We start from the raw sequence: 26,830 nt of genomic DNA, 5'->3' as shown, positions 1-26,830 counted from the left end.
TCCTCCGCTCTCGTCCGACTACCGAATGCCCGACATCGGAACCGCGTCGGGGCCCGGCGGGGTCGGGTCGTACGGTGGGGGATCGGTGCGGTCGAAGAGGGGAGACGAGCAGGTCGCGCCGACTTCCGGGGTGGTGTAAGGGTTTTCGCGGAGGGCCACGATGAACTGGTCGATGCGTTCGTCGGTGGCATCGTCGAGGGTGAGCTGATGGCCCCACGACTGCAACGAGATCGGGTGGTCCATGTCGGGGATGGGCGACATCAGGGTGTACTGCCTGTCGGTCACCTTCGCGCTCAACACCGCCTGGTCCTGCGGGCTCACCTTCGCGGGGTCGTAGGCGATCCATACCGCGCCGTGCTCCAGCGAGTGCACCGCGTTCTCGGTGCGTAGGGCCTTCGCATAGACGACACCGGTGCAAGCCGCCCATTGCGCGTCATGCGGTCCGCCCACCGGGGGAATCGACGGATAGGCCACTCGCTGGTTCGGGCGCACATGCTGCTGCCCCGGCGCGATCTCGGTGACGACGACGCCGGGGATCTGGAGCGAGGGGTCACGATTGTCCGAGGACGGGGCGAAGCTGTCCGCGGTAGCAGTGGCCTTGCCGACGATCTTCTCGGCTGAGCACCCCGTCGCCAGCGTGGCGGCCACGACCACCACCGCGCAAGCGCCCGCGCCGCGCACCCCACCGGACCTACTCGAAACCCGCATCGCGGACCCCCGTTTCCTCGTCGCCGCCGCTTGCCATCCGACACAGAACCTACTTGTCTCCCGGTCTCGGGGGCACTTCTAGACTCCCGACTATGACTGTGCACTTCATCGGGGCAGGCCCCGGCGCCGCCGACCTGCTCACGGTGCGAGCGGTCGAGCTCCTACGCGACAGTCCGGTCTGCCTCTACGCGGGCACCTACCTCGATCCCGAGGTCCTCGCGCACTGCGCACCCGACACCGAAATGATCGACACCCAGCACCTGAACCTGGACCAGATCATCGACCATCTCGTGCGCGCCACCGAGGCGGGTCGTGACGTGGCGCGGCTGTGCTCGGGCGATCCCTCCCTCTACTCGGCCCTCACCGAGCAGACCCGCAGGCTCGATGCCCACAACGTGCCGTGGGACATCACCCCGGGCGTCCCCGCCTACGCGGCCGCCGCGGCGGCCCTAGGGACCGAACTGACCGTCCCCGAGGTCGTCCAGTCGGTCGTACTCACCAGGACCCAGGCCCGCTCCACCGCGATGCCGGCGGGCGAGGCCCTGGGGAACTTCGCCGCCACCGGCGCGACCCTCGTCCTGCATCTCGCCATCACCCGGATCAGGGTGCTGGCCGAGGAACTGGTCGCCGAATATGGTGCGGACTGCCCGGTCGCCGTCGTCTATCGCGCCAGCCAACCCGAACAACTCGTCCTGCGCGGCACGCTCGCCGACATCGCCGATCAGGTGGAGGGCGCGGGCCTGCGTCAAGCCGCGGTGATCCTGGTCGGGCGCGCGCTGTCCACCGCCATCGACTGCGCCCAGTCGCACCTCTACGACCCCGCCAGGACCCGGTAACACCCGCTGCCACGACAGCAGACCGATCGGTGTGAGCCATCACTCAGTTCCTGCGGTGCACCGGTGATCGGGCTGGGATGTGAGAACGCGGACAAGCGTCAGCAAACGTGGGGCGGTGGCTTCACCAGGGACGATGTTTGCGAGCTATGGAGGTGGTTGGTTGCGGGGCGGCCACACCGGTAGATTGGTGCGATGGTTTGCGACGAGTAGACCGGCGCTGGCGGCCGGACGGTCAGGTGCATGGTCTCGGCTGTGTAACGAGACCGACCCGGGCGACAGATAGTGCCAATGGACATTTTGCCTGATTGATTCGAGAACTGAACCCGAGACGCGGGCGCCACGCTGGTAGTTAGGTGGGCGCTCGCGTTCCGGTGTCGTCGGGGAGCGCCTGATTGGGTGTTCCGGAAGCGAGGTTTGGGTTGGACCGGCTGGATTTCGGCGGAAACGGCGAAACTGGTGACGGACGTGGAGGCTCCTCGGAGTACTTCCCGCTCTCGCCCGCACAGCTGGGTATCTGGTACGCGCAGCACGTCGACCCACAGGTGCCGATCAATATCGCCCAGTACGTCGACCTGCGCGGACGCCTCGATGTCGCCGTGCTCGAGCGCGCGAGCGCCGACGCGGCCACCGACCTCGAATCGGGCTGGTTGCGCATCGTCGAGGTCGACGGTGAGCCGATGCAGACCATCGACCCCACCCAGGACGCGACGCTGATCTATGTCGATCTGCGTGGCGAGTCCGACCCCGAAGCGGCCGCCGCCGCGTGGATGCGCGCCGAGTACAGCCGCCCGCTCGACATCGTCGAAGACCGCCTCGTCCAGGCCGCCGCGCTGCAGCTCAGCGATGATCGCTGGTACTGGTATGCCCGCGTCCACCACATCGTGCTCGACGGTTTCGGCGCCAACAACTTCGTCAACCGCACGGCGGAGCTCTATACCGCCGAGGTGACCGGCACCCCGGCTCCGCCGAACAAGGCCACCGACCTGCGCGCGCTCTACGAGTCCGAGCTCGTCTACCGCGACAGCACCCGTTTCCAGTCCGACAAACAACACTGGGCCCAGCGCGTAGCGGGTCTGGAAGAGGGCAGCAGCCTCACCGGCCGCTCGGCCCCGCCCTCGCCGGTCAACGACATCACCAGCGCGGCGCTGAGCACGGCTCGGGACGAGCTGCTCACCGCGGCGATCGCCCGCCACGACAGCACCGCCGCACCGCTGCTGATCGCGGGTTTCGCGGCGTATCTGGCCCAGATCACCGGCACCGAGGACGTGATCCTCAGTCTCCCGGTCACCGCTCGCACCACCGCGGTGATGCGTCGCTCCGGCGGCGTTACCTCCAACATCGTCCCGCTGCGCCTGCGTGTGGGCCACGACACCACCGTCGCGCAGCTGCTGCGTTCGGTGACCACCGAGGTCTCCGGCGCCCTGCGCCACCAGCGCTACCGCCACGAGGACATCCGCCGTGATTCGGCGGGCGACGGCATGGTCTCCACGGAGTTCTTCGGCCCGTGGGTCAACATCATGTTGTTCGACAACCACCTGAGCTTCGGTGGCATGGAGGGCACGCTCAACGTGCTGTCCACGGGCAGCATCGAGGACCTGGGCGTCAACTTCTATCAGTCGCACGGTGGCACCCGCTCCCACATCGATTTCGAGACCAACCCGAACCTGTACTCGGCCGCCGACGCGCAGACCCATCACGGCAGGTTCCTCGAGTTCTTCGACCGGTTCCTGGCCGCCGACGCCGAGCTGCCGGTGTGGAAGCTGCCGGTCACCGGCACGGCCGAGCTGGAACGCTCGCTCACGGAGTGGAACGACGCGGCCCACGAGGTCCCCGCCACCACGCTGCCCGCGCTGCTCGACGCGCAGATCCCGCTCACCCCGGACAACATCGCCCTCGATTTCGACGGCGAAACCCTCACCTACGCCGAATTCGGCGCGAAGGTGAACCGGCTGGCCCGCTTCCTGATCGCCGACGGCGTCGGCCCGGAATCCCTCGTCGCGCTCGGTATGCGCCGTTCGCTCGACCTGGTCATCGGCATGCACGCCGTGCTGCGGGCCGGTGGCGCGTACGTGCCGATCGACCCGGATCATCCGGCCGACCGCACCGCCTACATCCTCGAGTCCGCGGCACCGGTCTGCGTCCTGACGACCACCGGCGACGACCTCGACCTGCCCGATACCGTCGCCCGCGTCGAGATCGATCGACTCGACACGACCGGTTTCGACGCCACACCTGTCACCGATGCCGACCGCCTGTCCCCGCTGCGCCCGGACAACACGGCCTACGTCATCTACACCTCGGGTTCCACCGGTCGCCCCAAGGGCGTCGCGGTCACCCACCACGCGATCGTCAACCAAGAGCTGTGGATGCTCGACGAGTACCGGTTGACCGCCGACGACGTCTACCTGCAGAAGACCGCGACCACCTTCGACGTGTCGCTGTGGGGCTACTTCCTGCCGCTGATGGTCGGCGCGAAACTGGTCATCGCGAGCCCCGACGGCCACCGCGACCCGCTCTACGTCGCGGACATGATCGAACGCCACGGCGTCACCGTGACGGACTTCGTCCCGTCCATGCTCACGGTGTTCGTCTCCCACGCGACGCAGGCCCAATGTGCCACGCTGCGTGCGGTTTTCGTCATCGGTGAAGCACTGCCGCCCGAGACCGCCGCGGGTCTGCGCGCGATCTCCGACGCCGGCCTGCACAACCTCTACGGCCCCACCGAGGCAGCGGTCTCGGTCACCTACTGGGAGGCCACCGAAGCCGACACCACCCAGGTGCCGATCGGTATCCCCGAGTGGAATGTCGAAGTCTACGTACTGGATTCGCGGCTGCGACCGGCCGCGATCGGCGCGCCGGGCGAGCTGTATCTGGCCGGTCGTCAGCTGGCCCGCTGCTACCGCGGCCGCCCCGACCTGACCTCGGATCGCTTCGTCGCCAACCCCGTCGGGGCCCCCGGCGAGCGCATGTACCGCACCGGTGACCTGGTGCGCTGGAACGCCGACGGCGTGCTGGAATACATCGGCCGCACCGACTTCCAGGTGAAGTTCCGTGGTCAGCGCATCGAGCTCGGTGAGATCGAAACCGACCTGCTCGCGCACCCGAGCGTCAGCCAGGCCGCGGTCCTCGTGGTCGACACCGCGACCGGTCAGCAGCTCGTGGCCTACATCGTGCCCGCGCCGGGCCAGTCCGCCGACCCGGCGACGCTGACCCGCTTCGTGTCCGAGAAGCTGCCCGCTTACATGGTGCCCGCGTCGATCATGGTGCTCGACGCATTCCCGCTCAACACCTCGGGCAAGCTCGACCGCAAGGCCCTGCCAGAGCCCGTCTTCACCGCCGCCGCAGGCGATTTCCGCGCACCGCGCACCCCGGCCGAACAGATCGTGGCCGGCATCTTCGCCGACGTGCTGAGCCAGGTTCGGGTCGGCGCCGATGACAACTTCTTCGAACTCGGTGGCAACTCGCTGGTCGCCACCCAGGTCGTCGCCCGCGTCGGCGCCGCGTTCGGCATCCAGCTCGGTGTACGCGCGCTGTTCGAGACCCCGACCGTGGCCGGACTCGCCTCGCGGGCCGAATCCGCTACGCCCGCCGATGTTTCCGTCGCGCGTCCGCCGCTGGTCGCGCAGCCCCATCCCGAGCAGGTCCCGCTGTCGCTGGCCCAGCAGCGGATGTGGTTCATCAACCAGTTCGACCCCACCGCGCCCACCTACAACCTGCCCTTCGTGGTGCAGATGAAGGGTCGCGTCGATGTCGACGCCCTGATCGCCGCGCTCAATGATGTTGTGGTGCGCCAGGAATCGCTGCGCACGATCTTCCCCGACGCCGACGGCGGCTTCCAGCAGGTGCTCGGCGCCGACGACTTCGATCTCGGCATCGCGGTGACCCCGATCGACCAGTCGCGCCTGCGCGAGGAACTGATCGACTTCGCCTCCACCGGATTCGACGTCACCCTGGAACTGCCCATCCGCGTGCAGATCTTCAAGGTGGTCGGCGGAACGACCAACGGCACACCGGAATACGCGGTGGCCTTCGTCGTCCACCACATCGCGGCCGACGGCTTCTCCTTCGGCCCGCTGGCCCGCGACGTCGCCACCGCCTACCTGGCCCGTGCCGCGGGCGAGGCCCCGGCCTGGCTGCCGCTGCCGGTCCAGTACCGCGACTACACCCAGTGGCAGCACGATCTGCTCGGCGCCGAGTCCGACCCGACCTCGATGGCCGCGCGTCAGCTCGACTACTGGCAGCGCGCGCTCGAGGGCCTGCCCGACCAGCTCGACCTGCCCAGCGACCGCCCGCGCCCACAGCAGCAGAGCTTCCGTGGCGCGCGCGTCGGTTTCGAGATCGACGCCGACACCCACGAACAGCTCGCCGCCGTGGCCCGCGCCAACGGCGTCACCCTGTTCATGGTGGTGCACGCCTCCCTGGCGGTGCTGCTCGCGCGTTTGTCGGGCACCACCGACATCGCCGTCGGCACCCCGATCGCCGGCCGTGGTGAGCAGGCGCTGGACGACCTGATCGGCATGTTCGTCAACACCCTGGTGTTGCGTTCCGACGTCGACCCCACCCAGCCGTTCACCGAATTCCTCGCCCGCACACGCGAAACCGACCTGAGCGCGTTCGCCAACTCCGACGTGCCGTTCGAGCGGCTCGTCGACGTGCTCAACCCGTCGCGCTCGCAGGCCCGGCACCCGCTGTTCCAGGTGGTGCTGTCGTTCCAGGAGATGTCGCACGGCACACTCGAGCTGCCCGGTCTCACGGTCACGGCCGACGAGGTCGAGGTCGACATGGCCAAGTTCGACCTGCAGTGGACGCTGACCGAGGAACACACCGGCACCGGCTCGCTGTCGGGCATGACCGGCGTGCTCACCTACGCCATCGACCTGTTCGACCAGTCGACCGTCGAAGAGCTGCTGCTGCGCTGGCGCCGCGTGCTCGACGCGATCCTGGCCGACCCGGCCGTCACCGTCGGCGCGATCGATGTGCTCGACGCCGCCGAACGCACCGACCTGGTCACTCGCTTCGGCGCCACCGCCGCGGTGGCGCGCACCCTGCCGCAGCTCATCGCCCAGGCCGCCCGCGACACCGAATCCACCGCCGTGGTGTTCGAGGGGACAGCTGTCTCCTACGGCGAACTCGATCGGCGCTCGAACCAGTTGGCGCGCTTGCTGATCCAGCAGGGTCTCGGCGCCGAGGACTTCGTGGCCGTGGCCGTGCCGCGTTCGCTGGAGTCGGTGCTGGCGGTGTGGTCGGTCGCCAAGACCGGCGCCGCGTTCGTGCCCGTCGACCCGAACTACCCGGCCGATCGCATCGCCCACATGATCGCCGATGCCGGTGTGTCCGTGGGTATCACGGTCACCGGGGAAGCAGGCGAGCTGCCCGATTCGGTGAGCTGGCTGGTGGTCGACGACCTCGACCTCGACTACATCTCCGATGCCCCGCTGGCCCCGCGCGAACTGGTCCGCCCGACCGATCCCGCGCAGCCCGCGTACCTGATCTACACCTCCGGCTCCACCGGTGTGCCCAAGGGCGTCGTGGTGACCCATGCCAGCGTCGCCAACTTCTGCGCTGAGCAGATCGACCTCTACTCGCTCGACTCGAACACGCGCGCACTGCATTTCGCCTCGCCCTCGTTCGACGCCTCAGTGCTGGAACTGCTGCTCGCGATCGGTCGCGGCGGCACCCTCGTCGTCGTCCCGCCGGGCGTCTACGGCGGTGAGGAACTGCGCGACATCCTCATCACCGAACAGGTCACCCACGCCTTCGTGACCCCCGCCGCGCTGGCCACCTTCGACGCGCGCGGCCTCGATCACCTGCGGGTGCTCGCCGCCGGTGGCGAAGCGGTGCCGCCGGAGCTGGTCGCCAAGTGGGCGGTGCGCCTGCCCGACGGTTCGCGCCGCATGCTGGGCAATGTCTACGGCCCCACCGAGACCACCATCGCGTCCAACCTCAGCGAAGGGCTGATCCCGGGGGAGCGGGTCGTCATCGGCGGACCCATCCGCGGCGTGCACACCCTGATCCTCGACGACCGCCTTCGCCCCGTGCCGGTGGGCGTCGCGGGTGAGCTCTACATCGGCGGCGTCGGTATGGCCCGTGGCTACCACGCGCGCGCCTCGCTGACCGCCGACCGATTCGTCGCCAATCCCTACGCCCCCGGCGCGCGGATGTACCGCACCGGTGACGTGGTGCGCTGGACCGCCGATCGCAATGTGGAATACGTCGGCCGCTCCGACTTCCAGGTGAAGGTCCGCGGTTTCCGTATCGAACTGGGCGAGATCGACTCCGCGCTCGCCTCGCACGAGACCGTCGATTTCGCGGTCAGCATCGGCCACAAGAACAAGGGCGGCAGCACCTCGCTGGTGTCCTATGTCGTCGCGGTGCCCGGCACGTCGATCGAGATCGCCGAACTGACCGACCACGTCGCGCAGCGCCTGCCCGCGTACATGGTGCCCTCGTCGGTCATGGTGCTCGCCGCGATCCCGCTGACGGTCAACGGCAAGCTCGACCGTCGCGCGCTGCCCGCGCCGGTGTTCGAGGTGCGCGAGTTCCGTGCCCCGACCACCCCGATCGAGCAGATCGTCGCGCAGATCTTCGCCGACGTGCTCGAACTGGGCCGCGTCGGCGTCGAGGACGACTTCTTCGAGCTGGGCGGCAACTCGCTGATCGCCACCCAGGTCGCCTCCCGCATCGGTATCGCCCTCGACACCCGTGTCCCGGTCCGCATGCTGTTCGAGGCTCCCACGGTGGCGGCGCTGGCCGCCCGGGTGGAGTCCCAGGCCGGTGACGGCGCGCGCAAGGCGCTGGTCGCCCGCGAGCGCCCCGACCGGGTGCCGCTGTCGCTGGCACAGCAGCGCATGTGGTTCCTCAACCGCTTCGACACCGCCTCGGCGGTCAACAACATCCCCGTCGCGATCCGGCTCTCCGGTGATCTCGACGTGGCCGCATTGCAGGTCGCGGTCATCGACGTCATCGACCGGCACGAGTCGCTGCGCACCGTGTTCCCCGACTCCGGCACCGGCCCCGTGCAGGTGGTCCTGGACGCCGCGCAGATCGTCCCCGACCTCACCCCGTACCGGGTCACCGAGGACAACCTCATCGATCACCTGATCGACCTGGCGTCGATGGCGTTCGACGTGACCAGCGAAGTACCGCTGCACGCACGGCTTTTCGAGGTGTCCGAGTCCGAGTACGTGCTCGGCATGGTGGTGCACCACATCTCCGCCGACGGTTGGTCGATGGCGCCGCTCTCGCGCGATGTGATCATGGCGTACGCGGCCCGCACCTCGTGGGAAGCGCCGACCTGGGCCGAATTGCCGGTCCAGTACGCCGATTACGCGCTCTGGCAGCGTGAGGTGCTCGGTTCCGAGGACGATCCGCAGTCGCTGATCTCCTCCGAGATCGCCTACTGGGCAAAGGAACTCGCCGACCTACCCGACGAGCTTGTCCTCCCGGCCGATCATCCGCGCCCGCCGGCCGCCTCCTACCGGGGTGGCACGTACAGCTTCGTGATCGCGAGCGAAACCCAGCGCGCCCTGGTCGAATTGGGCCGCCGCTACAACGCCTCGCTGTTCATGGTCATGCACAGCGCGTTGGCCGTGCTGCTCGCCCGCGCCAGCGGCACCAGCGATATCGCGATCGGCACCCCCGTCGCGGGCCGTGGTGATCAGGCCCTCGACGACCTGGTCGGCATGTTCGTCAACACCCTGGTGCTGCGCTCGCAGGTCGAGGGCGCCACCCCGTTCGCGACCCTGCTCGACCAGGCCCGCGAGACCGACCTGCAGGCCTTCGCGCACGCCGACGTGCCGTTCGAGCGGCTCGTCGAGGTGCTCAACCCGGCCCGTTCGCAGGCGCGCCACCCGCTGTTCCAGGTGATGCTGTCGTTCCAGAACAACAAGCAGGCCTCGCTCCAGCTGCCCGGCCTCGCGGTCAGCGGCATCGATTACGACCCACAGCTGGCCAAGTTCGACCTGCAGCTCACGCTCACCGAGGTGCAGGACTCCGACGGCGAAGCCGGCGGCATGGCGGCCGAGTTCTCCTACGCGCTCGACCTTTTCGAGGAATCGACGATCGCCGCGTTCGCGCGCAGGCTCGACAACATCTTCGCCGCGATCGTCGCCGATCCCGAGGTGTTCGTCGGCGACATCGATCTGCTCGCGCCCGAGGAGCACGCGCAGGTTCTCGTCGACTGGAACGACACCGCGCACGCGGTCCCGCAGGGCACGCTGGTGTCGCTGTTCGACGCGCAGGTCGAGCGGACCCCGGACGCCGTCGCCCTGGTCTTCGAGCAGGAAGAGCTGTCCTACCGCGAGCTCCAGGAGCGGGCCAACCGCATCGCCCGCCGCCTGATCGCCGACGGCGTCGGCCCCGGTGACCATGTGGCACTGGCGATCCGGCGCTCCACCGAGCTGGTCGTCGCCATGTACGCGGTGCTGCAGACCGGCGCCGCCTACGTGCCGCTCGATCCCGATCAGCCCGCCGACCGTATCGGCCACATCATCGAGACCGCGCGGCCGCGCCTGGTGCTCACCAGCCGTCGCGACTCGTTCGAGGCCGACGGCGTCACCGTGCACGTGGTCGAGAACATCTTCTCGCCCGCCGATTTCAGCGGCGCCCCGATCACCGATGCCGAACGCGTGCAGCCGCTTCGGGCCACCAACACCGCCTACGTGATCTTCACCTCCGGCTCGACCGGTCGCCCCAAGGGCGTCGCGGTCGACCATGCGGCGATCGTCAACCGGCTGCTGTGGATGCAGCACGAGTACCCGATCGATGCCGCCGACGCCGTGCTGCAGAAGACCCCGGCCACCTTCGACGTGTCGGTGTGGGAGTTCTTCTGGCCCTTACAGACCGGCGCCCGCCTGGTCGTCGCCAAGCCCGACGGCCACCGCGACCCGGTGTACCTGGCCCAGATCATCGCCGAGCGCCACATCACCACCGCGCACTTCGTGCCCTCGATGCTGTCGGTGTTCGTCTCGACCCTCGGCAGCAACGGCAACGGTGACGCGGTGCGCCTGCGTCAGGTGTTCGCCTCCGGTGAGGCGCTGCCCGCGCCCACCGCGCAGCGGCTGCGCGAGCTCACCGGCGCCCGCCTGCACAACCTGTACGGCCCCACCGAGGCCGCGGTCGACGTCACCTATCACGAGGTCGTCGACGCCGATGTGGAGTCGGTGCCGATCGGTCGCCCGGTGTGGAACACCAGGGTGTTCGTGCTGGATTCGCGGCTGCACCCCGTGGCCCCCGGTGTCGCGGGTGAGCTCTATCTCGCGGGCGATCAGCTGGCCGTGGGCTATCTCAACCGGGCCGACCTGACGGCTGACCGTTTCGTCGCCAACCCGTACGGCGCGGCAGGCTCGCGGATGTACCGCACCGGTGACCTCGTCACCTGGACCGCGGTGTCCGCCGGCGACGGGCTCTCCTACGGCGAGCTGAACTACCTGGGCCGCACCGACTTCCAGGTGAAGCTGCGTGGTCTGCGCATCGAACTCGGCGAGATCGAGGCGACCCTGCTGGCCCAGCCGGGCGTGGCGCAGTCGGTCGTGGTCGTGCGCTCCGACGCGCACGCCGGTGACCAGCTCGTCGGTTACCTGGTGCCCGAAGCGGGAACGACCGTCGACGTGGCCACCGTGAAGGCGGGCGTCACCGCCGAGCTGCCCACCTACATGGTGCCCTCGGCCCTGGTCGTGCTCGATGCCTTCCCGCTCAACGCCTCCGGCAAGCTCGACCGAAAAGCGTTGCCCGCGCCCGTGTTCGAGGCGAAGGTGTTCCGCGCGCCCTCGACCCCGATCGAGGAGATCGTCGCCGAGATCTTCGCCGACCTGCTCGGCGCCGAGCGCGTCGGCGTGGACGACGACTTCTTCGCCCTCGGCGGCAACTCCCTGGTCGCCACCCAGGTCGCGGCCCGCCTGAGCAAGGCGCTCAACGCCGAGGTCGGCGTGCGCACGCTGTTCGAGGCGCCCACCGTCGGCGCGTTGGCCGCGCGCGTGGAATCGCACGCGGGTTCGGGTCTGCGCGCCGAGCTCACCGCCCGTCCGCGTCCCGAGCACCCGCCGCTGTCGCTCGCGCAGCAGCGCATGTGGTTCCTCAACCGCTTCGACGTCGCCGACACCGGCACCTACAACATTCCGGTGGCGGTCCGCCTGCAGGGCCTGCTCGACCTGCCCGCCCTGCGCGGCGCGGTCGCCGACGTGATCGCCCGCCACGAGACCCTGCGCACGGTCTACCCCGTGTACGTGGCCCCCGAGTCGGGGCGCGCCACCATGGCGGAAGGCACCGCGTACCAGAAGGTCCTCGCCGCCGCGGGCTCCATCCCCGACGTCGAGCTGATCGAGGCCGACGAGACCGATATGGCGATCTCGCTCTACGAGTTCGCCCGCCGCGGTTTCGATGTCACCGCGAACGCGCCGGTGCGCCTTCGGGTCTACGAGCTCGGCGAACGCGAGCACGTGCTGGTGATGGTGGTCCATCACATCGCCGCCGACGGTTTCTCGCTGCGCCCGCTGGTGCGCGACCTGATGACCGCCTACGTCGCCCGCACCGCGAGCACCGAACCCGGCTGGCCGCCGCTGGCCGTGCAGTACATCGACTACGCGCTCTGGCAGCGCGAAGTCCTCGGCGACGAAACCGATCCCACCTCGCTGATCTCCGAGCAGCTCGAGCACTGGCGCGGCGCGCTGGCCGACCTGCCCGACGAACTGCGCCTCGGCCACAAGTCGCGGCCCGCGCAGGCCAGCTACCAGGCGGGCACGCACCGCTTCGAAGTGCCGGGCGAGCTCGTCGAGGCACTGAACCGGGTCGCCCACGAGCACAGCACCACCCTGTTCATGGTGGTGCACAGCGCGTTCGCCGTCCTGCTGGCGCGGCTGTCGGGCACCTCCGACATCGCCATCGGCACGCCGGTCGCGGGCCGTGGTCAGCAGGCGCTCGACGATCTGGTCGGCATGTTCGTCAACACCCTGGTGTTGCGCGCGCAGGTCGACCCGGGCGCGAGCTTCACCGAGCTGCTCGCTCAGGTCCGCGGAGACGACCTGGCCGCTTTCGCGCACGCCGACGTACCGTTCGAGCGCCTCGTCGAGGTGCTCAACCCGACGCGGTCGCAGTCGCGGCACCCGTTGTTCCAGGTGATGCTCTCGTTCCAGAACCTGGGCCGCACCACCCTGGAACTGCCCGGCCTCACGGTCTCCGAGCTGGGCATCGACCAGCACATGGCCAAGTTCGATCTGCAGCTCGCGCTCAGCGAGGCCCCGGCCGACGACGACAGCCACATGGACGCCGAACTCGTCTACGCGACAGACCTTTTCGACGCGGGCTTCGCCGCCACCTTCGGCGCCCGACTGCTGCGCGTGCTCACCGCCGTCGTGGTCGACCCCTCGGCCCCCGTCGGTGACATCGAACTGCTCGACTCCGCCGAGCGCGCCCTGGTGCTCGATCGCTGGAACGACACCGAATTCGCCGTCGACGCCGCGCTGAGCACGCCGAGCGACGACGAACCTGCCACTCTCCACGCCCTGTTCGAGGCCCAGGTCGCGCGGACCCCCGACGCGATCGCGCTCACGTTCGAGGGGACGAGTCTGTCCTACGCCGAGTTCGCCGGGCGGGTGCGTCAGCTGGCGCGCTGGCTCAAGGACGCCGGTGTCGGCCCGGAATCGTATGTGGCACTCGGCATGCGGCGCTCGATCGACCTGCTGGTCGGCATGTACGCCGTGTCCGCCGCCGGTGGCGCGTATGTGCCGCTCGATCCCGACCACCCGACCGAGCGCATCGAGCACATCCTCGAGACCGCGCAGCCGGTCTGCGTGCTGACCTCCGGGGAGAGCCTGCCCGCTGCCGCCGGTCGCGAGGTGCGCATCGACCAGCTCGACCTGTCCGGCCACTCCACCGCGCCGGTCACCGATGCCGACCGGCACCGCCCGCTGCGCTCGGACAACACCGCCTACGTCATCTTCACCTCCGGCTCGACCGGTCGTCCGAAGGGCGTCGCGGTCAGTCACGCGGCGATCGTCAACCGCCTGGTGTGGATGCACGCCGCCTACGGCCTCGCCGCCGACGACGTGGTGCTGCAGAAGACCCCCGCCACCTTCGACGTGTCGGTGTGGGAGTTCTTCTGGCCCTTGCAGGTCGGCGCGCGCCTGGTCGTCGCCAAGCCGGACGGACATCGCGACCCGGCCTACCTGGCCCGTCTGATCGGGGCCGAACAGGTCACCACGGTGCACTTCGTGCCGTCGATGATGGCGGTGTTCGTCACCGAACCGCTGGCCGCCGAGTGTGTCTCGCTGCGCAATGTGTTCGCCTCCGGTGAGGGTCTGCCCGCGCCGACCGCGCAGCGCCTGCGCGAATTGACCGGCGCCGCACTGCACAACCTCTACGGTCCGACCGAAGCCGCGGTCGACGTGACCTATCACGAGGTCACCGACGCCGACACCGAGACGGTGCCGATCGGCGCCCCGGTGTTCAACACCCGTCTGTACGTGCTGGATTCGCGACTGCGACCGGTTCCGGTGGGTGTCGCGGGTGAGCTCTACCTCGCGGGCGTGCAGCTGGCCCACGGGTACGTCGGTCGCGCCGACCTGACGATGGACCGCTTCGTCGCCGACCCGTTCGCGGGCGGCGAGCGCATGTACCGCACCGGCGACCTCGTCACCTGGACCGCCGACGGCGAGCTGGAGTACCTGGGCCGCACCGACTTCCAGGTGAAGCTGCGTGGTCTGCGCATCGAACTGGGCGAGATCGAGTCCGCGCTCACCGCGCTGCCGGAGATCGCCCAGTCGGTGGTCGTGGTCCGCGCCGACGAGCACACCGGCGATCAGCTGGTGGCCTACGTCATCCCGGAGACCGGCGCCACCATCGATACCGACGCGGTCAAGGACGCGCTCGGCACCGAGCTGCCCGTCTACATGGTGCCCGCCGCGTACGTGGTGCTGAACGCGTTCCCGCTCAACGCTTCCGGCAAGCTCGACCGCAAGGCGCTGCCCGCGCCGGTCTTCGCCGCCCGCACCTTCCAGGCGCCGGTCACCCCGGTGCAGCAGATCGTCGCCGCCACCTTCGCCGAAGTGCTCGGCGCCGGTCAGGTCGGCCTCGACGACGACTTCTTCGAACTCGGCGGCAACTCGCTGGTCGCCACCAGGGCCGCGGCCCGGCTGTCCGAGGCGCTCGACACCCAGGTGCCGCTGCGCGCGCTGTTCGAGGCCTCGACCGTCGCGGCGCTGGCAGCTCGCGTGGAAACGCACACCGGTCGTGGCGGCCGGATCCCGCTCGTCCCGCGCCCGCGTCCCGAGTTGGTGCCGCTGTCGCAGGCCCAGCAGCGGATGTGGTTCCTCAACCGCTTCGACAACCGCACCGCGGTCAACAACATCCCCGTCGCGATCCGCCTCACCGGTGACCTCGACGTCGCCGCGCTCGAAGCGGCCGTCGCCGATGTGGTGGCCCGGCACGAATCACTGCGCACCTTCTACCCGGCATCCGACGTCGCCGCGGGCCCGGTCGACGAAGGCGCCGGCTACCAGCAGGTCCTGCCCGCCGACGAGGTCCGTTTCGCGCTGCCCGCCCAGCCGGTCGCCGCGAGCGACGTGGTCGCGCGTGTGGTCGAGTTGGCGAGCGTCCACTTCGACGTGACCCGCGAGGTCCCCTTCCGTGCGAGCCTGCTGCGCGTCGACGACCGTAATCACGTGGCCGTATTGGTGATGCACCACATCAGCGGTGACGGCTTCTCACTGCGGCCGCTGCTGCGCGATGTCGTCGTGGCCTACACCGAGCGCACCCGGGGCGAGATCCCCGCCTGGTCGCCGCTGGAAGTCCAGTACGCCGACTACACCCTGTGGCAGCGTGAGGTCCTCGGCGAGGAGTCCGATCCCGAATCGGTCGCCGCGAGCCAGCTCACCTACTGGACCGAGCAACTGCGTGACCTGCCGGATCAGCTCGAACTGCCCGCGGACCGCCCGCGTCCCGAGGTCGCCACCAATGCCGGTGACCTGCACCGCTTCTCGATCGACGCGCACCTGCACCATGCGCTCACCGAGATCGCCCGCGCTCGCGGGGTCACCCTGTTCATGGTGATGCACGCGGCACTGGCCACCTGGGCCGCGCGCCTGTCCAACAGCACCGACATCGCCATCGGCACTCCCATCGCCGGTCGTGGCGAGCGCACGCTCGACGACCTGGTCGGCATGTTCGTCAATACCCTGGTGCTGCGCAGCGAGGTCGACTCCGGCGCGAGCTTCAGCGACCTGCTGGATCAGATCCGCAAGGTCGACCTGTCCGCTTTCGCCAACGCCGATGTGCCGTTCGAGCGCCTCGTCGACGTGCTCAGCCCCACCCGTTCGCAGGCGCACCACCCGCTGTTCCAGGTGGCGCTCACCTTCGAGGCGGCCACCGCCGCCGACACCGGCACCATCGCACTGCCCGGTCTCGAACTCGATGTCGTCGACTTCGATCCGGGCACAGCGAAGTTCGACGTGCAGCTCACCGTGGGCGAAGCCGCCGACGGCTCCCTCGCGCTGTCGTGGAACTACGCCACCGATCTGTTCGACCCCGAGACCGTCGCGGCCTTCGGTGACCGGCTGGTGCGCATCCTGCGCAGCGTCGCCGAGAACCCCGACGTGATCGTCGGCGATATCGACCTGCTCGGCGAGGCCGAACAGCGCGATGTCGCCCAGCGCTGGGTGTCCTCCGGCGCCGACGCCATCGGTCTGCCGGTCATCCACGACGCCAGCACCCCCGCGGGCTACCGGCGGGGCTTGTTCGGCAACAAGCACACGACCCTGGTCGACCTGTTCGACGCCGCGGCCGCCGCCTACCCGGACCGCATCGCCGCCAAGTTCGGGGTCGAGTCGCTGACCTACGCCGAACTCGATCGTCGCGCGAATGTGTTGGCGCGCAGGTTGATCGACGATGGCGCGGGCCCGGAATCGCTGGTCGCGGTGATCCTGCCGCGCTCGCTCGATCTCGTCGTCGCGCTGCTGGCCGTCGTCAAGACCGGTGCGGGTTACGTGCCGGTGGACCCGACGTACCCGGCCGAGCGCATCGCCTACGTGCTCGAAGACTCGCGGCCCACCAGCGTGGTCCTCGATTCCACCGTCCAGGTGACGGTGCCGGAGCACCTGCCCTCGGTGGTGCTCGACGGATTCGCCGTGGAAACCGGCAATATCGAAGACGCCGACGACGGCACGATCACCGACGCCGACCGGCTGGCACCGCTCTCGCCGGACAACGTCGCCTACGTCATCTACACCTCCGGCTCGACCGGTCGACCCAAGGGCGTCGCGGTCGCGCACCGCAATGTGGTGCGGCTGTTCGCCAATACCGACCGCGACTTCGGCTTCGGCCCGCGCGATGTGTGGACGCTGTTCCACTCCTACGCCTTCGACTTCTCGGTGTGGGAGCTGTGGGGCCCGCTGCTGTTCGGCGGCTCGCTGATCGTCGTCGACTATTACACCTCGCGCTCGCCCGAGCAGTTCCTGGAATTGCTGCGTGTGGAGCAGGTGACGGTGCTCAACCAGACGCCGTCGGCGTTCTACCAGCTGGCCGAGGCCGACCGGAACGCCGGACCCGGCCTGGAACCGCTCGCCCTGCGCTACGTCGTGTTCGGTGGCGAGGCCCTCGAGCTGCGTCGTCTGTCTGATTGGGTCGCCCGCCACGGTGACAGCTCGCCGACGCTGGTCAACATGTACGGCATCACCGAGACCACGGTGCACGTGTCGTTCCGTGCCCTGGACGCGAAAACCATTGCCGCCGCAGCGGGTTCGGTCGTCGGCCGGGCGATCGCCGGGCTCGGCGTGTACGTCCTCGACAACCGGTTGCGTCCCGTGCCGGTGGGTGTCGCGGGCGAAATGTATGTCGCCGGACCGCAGTTGGCGCGCGGCTATCTCGGCCGCCCCGACCTGACCGCCACCCGCTTCGTCGCCAACCCCCTCGCAGGGCCGAATCAGGGCGGCTCGCGTCTGTACCGCTCCGGCGACCTCGCCCGCTGGAACCGCTTCGGCGAACTCGAATACCTGGGCCGCGCCGACGATCAGGTGAAGGTCCGCGGTTTCCGTATCGAGCTCGGTGAGATCGAAGCCGCTGTGCTCGCGCAGCCGGGTATCGCTCAGGCCGCGGTGATCGTGCGCGAGGATCAGCCGGGTGACCAGCGGATCGTCGCCTACGTGGTCGCCGAGGGCGACCTGGAACCCGACCTCGAGGTCATTCGCAGCGGTGCGGCCGAACAGCTGCCCGCCTACATGGTTCCCGCGGCGCTCGTGCGCCTCGAGTGGATCCCGCTGACCGTCAACGGCAAGCTGGACCGCCGCGCGCTGCCCGCCCCCGCGGTGCAGGCGCGGGCCTTCCGCGCACCCGTCACACCGGTGCAGGAAACCGTGGCCGCGGTCTTCGCCGATGTCCTCGGCCTGGACCGGGTCGGTGTCGACGACGACTTCTTCGGCCTCGGCGGCAACTCGCTGATCGCCACCCGCGTCGTGGCCCGCATCGGCGCGGCGCTCGGCGCCACGGTGCCGGTGCGCGCCCTGTTCGAAGCCTCCACCGTGGAAGCCCTTGCCGCACGGGTGGAATCGCACACCGGCGGCACCGCCCGCGCCGCGCTTGTCGCCCGTGAGCGTGCCGAAGGCGAATTGGTTCCGCTGTCGTTCGCCCAGCAGCGCATGTGGTTCCTCAACAAGTACGACACCACCTCGGCCGCCTACAACCTGCCCGTGGCGATCCGCCTCACCGGCGAACTCGACACCGAGGCACTGGCGCTCGCGCTCGCCGACCTGGTCCGCAGGCACGAATCGCTGCGCACCCGCTACCCCGAGCACGGCGGCACCCCGGTGCAGCAGATCGTCGCCGCGGAACGGATCTCGCTGGATCTGCGCCCCGTCGCGATCGATCGCGACGAGCTGTTCGAGACGGTCACCGAGTTCGTGTCCACCGGTTTCGATGTGGCCGAACAGGTTCCGATGCGCGCGCGGTTGTTCCGCGTCGCCCGATCGGCCGAAGGTGCTCCCGATGAGCACGTGTTGGTCGTGGTCGTGCACCACATCGCCGCCGACGGTTTCTCCATCGCGCCGCTGACCCGCGACGTGATGCGCGCCTACACCGCCCGTGCCCAGGGCACCGCCCCCGGCTGGGCGCCGCTGCCGGTGCAATACGCCGATTTCGCGATCTGGCAGCGCGCCGTGCTCGGCACCGAGGACGACGCCGAATCGCTGATGTCGCGCCAGGTCGGCTACTGGCAGACCCAGCTCGCCGGCGTCCCCGACGAACTGACCCTGCCGTTCGACCGCGCCCGCCCGGCGATCGCCTCGCACCACGGCGCCACCGTGCACCGTGAGCTCTCGCCCGAGTTGATCGCGAAGCTCGACGAGGTCGCTCGTCGTCAAGGCGCGTCGCTGTTCATGGTCATGCACACCGCCCTCGCGGTGCTGCTGGCCCGGCTGTCCGGCTCCGACGACATCGCCATCGGCACCCCCATCGCGGGCCGTGGCGAGCAGGCCCTCGACGACCTGGTCGGCATGTTCGTCAACACCCTCGTCCTGCGCACCGGCGTCAGCCCGGCGGAATCGTTCACCGATCTGCTCGAACGCGCACGCAAGGCCGACCTCGACGCCTACGGCAATGCCGACGTCCCGTTCGAGCGCCTGGTCGAACTGCTCGCGCCGGAGCGCTCGCAGTCGCGCAACCCGCTGTTCCAGGTGATGCTGGCCTTCCAGAACCTGGATCGCACCACCCTCGAACTGCCGGGGCTCGCTGTCTCGGCGCTCGATCTCGACGAGAGCGTTGCGCGCTTCGACCTGCAGTTCACCCTGTCCGAACTGGGCGAACCAGGCAGCGGCGGGATGGCGCTGGCACTGAACTACGCCACCGAACTGTTCGACGAGAACACCGTCGCCGCCATCGCGGTGCGCTGGCAGCGCGTACTCGAGGCCGTCGCCGCCGATGCCGCGATCACGGTCGGCGCGATCGATGTCCTCGATGCCGCTGAGCGGTCCGATCTGGTGTTCCGCGTCGGTGAACCGCCGGTGGCCGCCCGCACCCTGCGCAACCTCCTGACCGAGGCCGTCGCCCAGAACCCGACCGGCCCCGCCGTGGTGTTCCAAGGGGCCGGCGTTTCCTACGCCGAGCTCGACGAACGCTCGAACCGGCTGGCGCGCTTGCTGATCGCCGAGGGCATCGGCGCCGAAGATCTCGTTGCCGTCGCGGTTCCGCGCTCGGCCGATTCGGTGCTGGCCGCGTGGGCCGTCGCCAAGACCGGCGCTGCCTTCGTGCCGGTCGACCCGACCTACCCGGCCGACCGCATCGCGCACATGGTCACCGACTCCGGCTCGCCGCTCGGCCTCACCGTCGCCTCCGTGCGTGACGGATTGCCGGATTCGGCGCGCTGGCTGGTGCTCGACGAGCTGGATCCGGCCACCGTCGACGGTGGTCCGATCGCGGACGCGGAACTCGTGCGGATGACCACCCCCGAGCAGCCCGCCTACGTCATCTACACCTCCGGCTCCACCGGCGTGCCCAAGGGCGTCGTAGTCACCCACGCCGGTCTGGCGAACTTCGGCGAGGAGCAGGCCGAGCGCTACGCCCTCGACACCGACACTCGCGCACTGCATTTCGCCTCGCCCTCGTTCGACGCCTCGATCCTCGAACTGCTGCTGGCGCTGGCCCGTGGCGGCGCGCTGGTCGTGGTCCCGCCGGGCGTCTACGGCGGCGACGAGCTGTCCGAGCTGATCCGCACCGAGCGGGTCACCCACGCCTTCATCACCCCCGCCGCCCTGGCGACCTTCGACCCCAGCGGTCTCGACTCGCTGCGCGTCCTGGTCGCCGGTGGCGAAGCGGTGCCCGCCGATCTGGTGTCGAAGTGGGCGGTTCCGTTGGCGGACGGCACGACTCGTGCCTTCCACAACGGCTACGGCCCCACCGAGACCACGATCATGACCAATATCAGCGCCGCGCTGGCGCCGGGCGAGCTGGTCACCATCGGTGGCCCCACCCGCGGCATGCGTTCGCTGATCCTGGACGCCCAGCTCCAGCCCGTTCCGGTGGGTGTGGCGGGTGAGCTCTATCTGTCGGGCATCCAGCTGGCCCGCGGGTACCACGCCCGCGCCGGGCTCACCGCCGACCGGTTCATCGCCGACCCGTTCGTTCCGGGGGAGCGGATGTACCGCACCGGTGACGTGGTGCGCTGGACCGCCGATCGCACCGTCGAGTACGTCGGCCGCTCCGACTTCCAGGTCAAGATCCGCGGCTTCCGTATCGAACTGGGCGAGATCGACTCCGCCCTCGCCTCGCACGAGACCGTCGACTTCGCGACCACCGTCGGCCACAAGAGCACCGCGGGCGCTGTCTCGCTGGTCGCGTATGTGGTTGCCGCACCGGGTCATTCGATCGATGTCGCCGCCCTGACCGCGCATGTCGAGGATCGTCTGCCCGCGTACATGGTGCCGTCGTCGATCATGGTGATCGACCACGTGCCGCTGACCCCGGTCGGCAAGCTCGACCGCAAGGCGCTGCCGGAGCCGGTCTTCGCCACCGAGGTCACCTTCCGCGCCGCGCGCAACCCGATCGAGCAGACCATCGCCGAGGTCTTCGCCGAGGTTCTCGGTGTGGAGCGCGTGGGCGTGGACGATTCGTTCTTCGCCCTCGGCGGCGACTCGATCGTCTCCATCCAGCTCGTCTCCCGGGCCAAGGCCCGTGGCGTGCTGTTCTCCCCGCGCAACGTCTTCGAACAGCGCACCGTCGCGGGGCTGGCCTCGGTCGCCGAAACCGCCGATGTCGCCGCGGCTTCCGCGATCACTCTCGCCGAGCTGCCCGGTGGCGGCGTCGGTGAGATGCCGCTGACCCCGGTCGTGCGGTTCATGGCGGAGCGGTCCGGTTCGTTCGACCGGTTCAACCAGACCATGGCTCTCGAGCTGCCGGTCGGCATCGACCGCGCGGGCATCGCCGCCACCGTCGGCGCGGTGATCGACCGCCACGACATGCTGCGCTCGCGCCTGCACCAGGTCGACGGCCGCTGGGTCGTCGACACCGCCCCCGCAGGCACGGTCGACGCCGCCGCGCGCATCGACCACACCGTCTTCGATCCCACCGTCTCCGACGCCGAGCTCGTCGACATCGCCTCTGCCGCACTGGATGCCAGCCTGGATCGCCTCGATCCCGCCGACGGCGTCGTGGTGCGATTCGTGTGGCTCGAGCCCGCCGCGCCGGACGCCAGTGACTCGGCCACGTCCACCCGGTCCGCCGCACGGGCGGGTCGACTGATCGTCGTCGCGCACCACCTGGTGGTCGACGGCGTGTCCTGGCGCATCCTCGTCCCCGACTTCGTCGCCGCGTGGGGTCAGCTCTCGGCCGGTCAACAGCCGGAGCTGGTGGCCCCCGCGACCTCGATGCGGGCCTGGGCGCACGCCCTCGCCGACGAGGCGAAGAGCACCGAACGCGCCGCCGAGCTCGACTTCTGGCGCGCGGTCGTCGACACCCCGGACCCGCTGCTCACCGAGCGGGCGATGAACCCGGCGGTCGACGTCTCCGGCGTGGTCGAGAAGCTGCCGGTCGAGGTCTCCGCCGAGGTCACCAAGGCACTGCTCACCACGGTCCCCGCCCTGTTCCACGGTGGCGTCAACGACGGCTTGCTCACCGCGCTCGCGCTGGCCGCCGCCAAGTGGCGCTCCACCCGCACCGGCCCCGGCGCACTCGGTAACGGCCGCCGCGCCGACTCGACCAGCGACGCACTGCTCGTGCGCCTCGAAGGCCACGGTCGCGAGGAAGAGGTCGCGCCCGGCGCCGACCTGTCTCGCACCGTCGGCTGGTTCACCGCCATCTTCCCGGTCCGCCTCGACCTGGCCGGCATCGACATCGACGCCGCTCTCGCCGGTGGATCGGCGCTCGGCCAGGCCGTCAAGGCGGTCAAGGAACAGCTGCTCTCGGTGCCCGACAAGGGCATCGGCTACGGCCTGCTGCGGTACATGAACGCCGAGACCGCCGCCGAACTGCCCACGCAGCTCCCCGGCCAGATCAGCTTCAACTACCTCGGCCGCGTCGCCGACAGCGATGTCCCCGATGCCCTGCGCGGCTTCGGCTGGATCCCCGCACCCGAGCTGGCAGCGCTCGGCGGCGCCTATGACGCGGACATGCCCGCGATGGCGCCACTGGACGTGAACGCGATCGTCGTCGGCGACAAGCTCAGCGCCAATATCGGCTACCCGAGCACGCTGCTCGCCGAGGCCGAGGTGCGCGAGTTCGCCGACCTGTGGATCACCGCGCTGGAAGCCGTTGCCCGGCACGCCAATTCGGCCGACGCGGGCGGTCACACACCGTCCGACTTCGCCCTCGTGCGCTCCACCCAGCGCGATATCGACACCTGGGAGAAGCGCTACCCCGAGCTCACCCAGGTGTGGCCGCTGGCCGCGCTGCAAGCGGGTCTGTTCTTCCACGCCCGCCTGGCCGCCACCTCGGTCGACGTCTACACCGCCCAGGCGGTTCTCACGCTCACCGGTCGCGTCGACGCCACCCGTCTGCGCGCCGCCGCCCAGGCACTGCTCGACCGCCACGAAACCCTGCGCACCGCGTTCGTCACCGACCACGACGGCAATGCCGTGCAGGTCGTCCTCGACACCACCCGCGTGGCGTGGACCGAACACGATCGCATCGAGACCGGCGAATACGCCGACCTCGTCGAGGCCGACCGCACCGCCCGCTTCGACCTGGCGAACCCGCCGCTGATCCGCTTCACGCTGATCCAGATCGCCGAGCACGAGTGGCGCTTCGTGGTGTCCAACCACCACATCCTTCTCGACGGCTGGTCGACGCCGCTGGTCATGCGTGACCTGCTCGCCCTCTACGCCCTGCACGGCGACGCGAGCGCGCTGCCCGCCGTCCGCTCCTACCGCCACTTCCTGGAATGGGTGGCCCGCCAGGACCACTCGGTCTCGGTCGAAGCCTGGTCGCACGCGCTGCGCGGCGTCACCGAGCCGACCATGCTGGCCCGCCCCGACGCGAGCCGCGAGATCGCCGCGTTGTCCGACGAGTACCTGTTCGACCTCGACGAGCCCACCACGGCGCGGCTCGTGGCGCTGGCCGCCGACCTCGGCGTCACCCCGAACACCGTCCTGCAGGTGGCCTGGTCGATCGTGCTCGGCCGGATGACCGGCCGCGACGACGTGCTCTTCGGCACCACCGTCTCGGGTCGTCCCGCGCAGCTGTCGGGCGTGGAATCCATGGTCGGTCTGTTCATCAACACCGTCCCGGTGCGCGTGCGCTTCGACGCCGCCGAAACGGTGCGCGACGTGCTGACCCGCACCCAGGGCGAGCAGGCCGACCTGCTCGACCACCACTACATCGGCCTCGCCGAGATCCAGTCCGCGGCCGGAATCGGTGGCCTGTTCGACTCGCTGGTGGTCTTCGAGTCCTACCCGGTCGACGCCGAGGGCATCAAGGCACAGGCCGCCGACATCGACGGGATGGCTGTCACCGGCCTCGACGCCGCCGACGCCACCCACTACCCGCTGTCGCTGATCGCCCAGCTCGACACCCAGCTGCGCGTGCGCGCCGGCTACCTGAGCGACCTGTTCGACGCCGCCACCGTGCATCGCATCGCCGAGCGCCTGATCCGGGTGCTCACCGCGATCACCACGGAACCGACGGTCGCCGTGGGCGATATCGAACTGCTCGACGCCGCCGAACGGGAACTCGTCGTGCGTGAGTGGAACGCCACCGCGCACGAGGTGGACCAGCAGGCCACCCTCGTCTCGATGTTCGAGGCCCAGGTCGCTCGTACGCCGCAGGCCACCGCTCTGTCCTTCGAGGGCACGAGTCTGTCCTACGCCGAGTTCGCCCAGCGGGTCTACCGCCTGTCGCGCTGGCTGATCGACCGCGGTGTCGGCCCGGAAACCTATGTGGCACTCGGCATGCGCCGCTCGATCGACCTGGTCGTCGGCATGTACGCGGTGAGCGTGGCCGGTGGCGCCTATGTGCCGCTGGACCCCGATCATCCGGCCGAGCGCACGGAATACATTCTGGCGACGGCGGATCCGGTCTGCGTGCTCACCTCGGGCACCGATCTGGAGATCGACACCGCACAGGTCCGGATCGACCTGCTCGACCTGGACGGCTACGCCGACACCCGCGTCACCGAGGCCCAGCGCATCGTGCCGCTGCGTCCGGAGAACACGGCGTATGTGATCTTCACGTCGGGTTCGACGGGTCGTCCGAAGGGTGTGGCGGTCAGCCATGGTGCGATCGTCAACCGACGGCCTGACCGAAGTGGACGTCGTTCTGCAGAAGACTCCGGCCACGTTCGACGTGTCGGTGTGGGAGTTCTTCTGGCCCTTGCAGATCGGCGCGAAGCTGGTGGTCGCGAAGCCCGACGGCCATCGCGATCCGGCGTACCTCGCGGAGATCATTCGCGTCGAGGGCGTCACCGTCACGCACTTCGTGCCGTCGATGCTCGCGGTGTTCGTCGCCGACGCCGATGTCGCGCGCTGCGAGTCGCTGCGGATGGTGTTCGCCTCCGGTGAGGCGTTGCCGCCCAAGCCCGCGCACCGTCTGCGCGAGCTGACCGGCGCCGCGCTGCACAACCTGTACGGCCCCACCGAGGCCGCGGTCGACGTCACCTTCCACGAGGTCGTCGACACCGATCTGGACACCGTCCCGATCGGCGCCCCGGTCTTCAACACCCAGGTCTACGTCCTCGACGCGCGCCTGCGCCCCGTGCCGGTCGGCGTCGCGGGTGAGCTCTACCTCGCGGGCACCCAGCTGGCCCGCGGCTATGTGGCACGCCCCGACCTGACCGCCGACCGTTTCGTCGCCGACCCGTTCGGTGACGACGGGGAGCGCATGTACCGCACCGGTGACCTCGTGGCCTGGACCGAACGGGGCGAGCTGGAATACCTGGGCCGCACCGACTTCCAGGTGAAGCTGCGTGGTCTGCGCATCGAGCTCGGCGAGATCGAGTCCGCGCTGACCGGTCTCGACGAGGTGGCGCAGTCGGTGGTCGTCGTGCGCGGCGAGCAGCACACCGGCGATCAGCTGGTGGCCTACGTGATCCCGGCGACCGGCCGTACCGTCGACATCGAGGACGCCCGCGAGGAACTGGGCAACAACCTGCCCGCCTACATGGTGCCCGCGGTGATCATCGTCCTCGACGAGTTCCCGCTCAATGCCTCGGGCAAGCTCGACCGCAAGGCGCTGCCCGCGCCGGTGTTCGAGGCCGCGGTGTTCCGCGCCCCGACCACCCCGGTCGAGGAGATCGTCGCCGCGACCTTCGCCGACGTGCTCGGCCTGGACCGGGTCGGTCTCGATGACGACTTCTTCGCACTCGGCGGCAACTCGCTGACCGCCACCCAGGTCGCCGCCCGCCTGTCGGCCGCGCTGGAGACCGATATCGGCGTGCGCGAGCTGTTCGAGGCCTCGACCGTCGCCGGGCTGGCCGCCCGCGCCGAGACGCACTCCGGTGCCGAACGTCGCGCGCCGCTGGTGCCGCAGCAGCGCCCCGAGCGGGTGCCGCTGTCGCTGGCCCAGCAGCGCATGTGGTTCCTCAACCGCTTCGACCCCGAGTCCGCGGTGGACAACATCCCCGCCGCCGTTCAGCTGTCGGGCCTGCTCGACCGTCAGGCGCTGCAGGTGGCTGTGGCCGACGTGCTCGCCCGCCACGAGTCCCTGCGCAGCTACTACCCGGAGGTGTCGGGCGCCGGCTACCAGGTGATCGTCCCGACCGGCAAGGTCATTCCCGACCTGGCGCCGATCGAGACCACCGTCGCCGAACTGCCGCAACGGCTTTCGGAGCTGGTACTCACCGCGTTCGACGTCACCGCCGAGGTGCCGTTCCGCGCCGCCCTGTTCGAGGTGAGCCCCACCGAACACGTGCTCGCCCTTGTCGTGCACCACATCTCGGCCGACGGCTTCTCCATGGGCCCGCTGACCCGCGACGTGATGACCGCCTACAGCGCCCGCGTGGAAGGCGCCGAACCGGCCTGGCGTCCCCTCGAGGTCCAGTACGCCGACTTCGCGCTGTGGCAGCGCGCCGTGCTCGGTGACGAGGACGACGCGAAATCGGTGATCGCCCAGCAGATCTCGTACTGGGGTTCGACCCTGCGCGGCCTGCCCGAGCAGCTCGACCTGCCCGCCGACCGGCCGCGTCCCGCGGTCGCCAGCGGACGCGGCGCCACCCACACCTTCGAGATCGACGCGAAAACCCATGCGGCGCTGACCGAGCTGGCCCGCACCCGCGGTGCGACCCTGTTCATGGTCGCCCACGCCGCGCTGGCCCTGCTGCTCTCGCGCCTGTCCGGCGAGAACGACATCGCCATCGGCACCCCCATCGCGGGCCGTGGTGAGCG

Annotated in this window: 2 protein-coding genes and 1 pseudogene (1 of these 3 cut by a window edge); 2 read left to right on the top strand and 1 reads right to left on the bottom strand. The window is 69.8% G+C overall.

What is annotated here, in order from left to right:
* Positions 1 to 18: 18 nt before the first annotated feature.
* Positions 19 to 708 carry a DUF3105 domain-containing protein gene (locus tag ASD42_RS12125; RefSeq protein WP_082843560.1) on the bottom strand — a complete coding sequence of 230 codons (690 nt, stop codon included), beginning with the start codon at positions 706 to 708 and terminating at the stop codon, positions 19 to 21.
* Between the two features lie 92 nt (positions 709 to 800).
* On the opposite strand from ASD42_RS12125, the gene cobM reads away from it, so the two are divergent.
* Both cobM and ASD42_RS35835 read left to right on the top strand, forming a co-directional pair.
* Positions 801 to 1,544, top strand: a complete 744-nt coding sequence (gene cobM, locus ASD42_RS12120; protein WP_056814110.1) for a precorrin-4 C(11)-methyltransferase — start codon at positions 801 to 803, stop codon at positions 1,542 to 1,544.
* A 419-nt stretch (positions 1,545 to 1,963) separates the two neighbouring features.
* Positions 1,964 to 26,830, top strand: a pseudogene (locus ASD42_RS35835) (non-ribosomal peptide synthase/polyketide synthase) (it continues 18,902 nt past the right edge of the window).

It is taken from the genome of Nocardia sp. Root136 (genome assembly GCF_001427185.1).
GTDB classification, from domain to species: Bacteria; Actinomycetota; Actinomycetes; order Mycobacteriales; family Mycobacteriaceae; genus Nocardia; species Nocardia salmonicida.
This window is presented reverse-complemented; position numbering and strand designations above follow the sequence as displayed.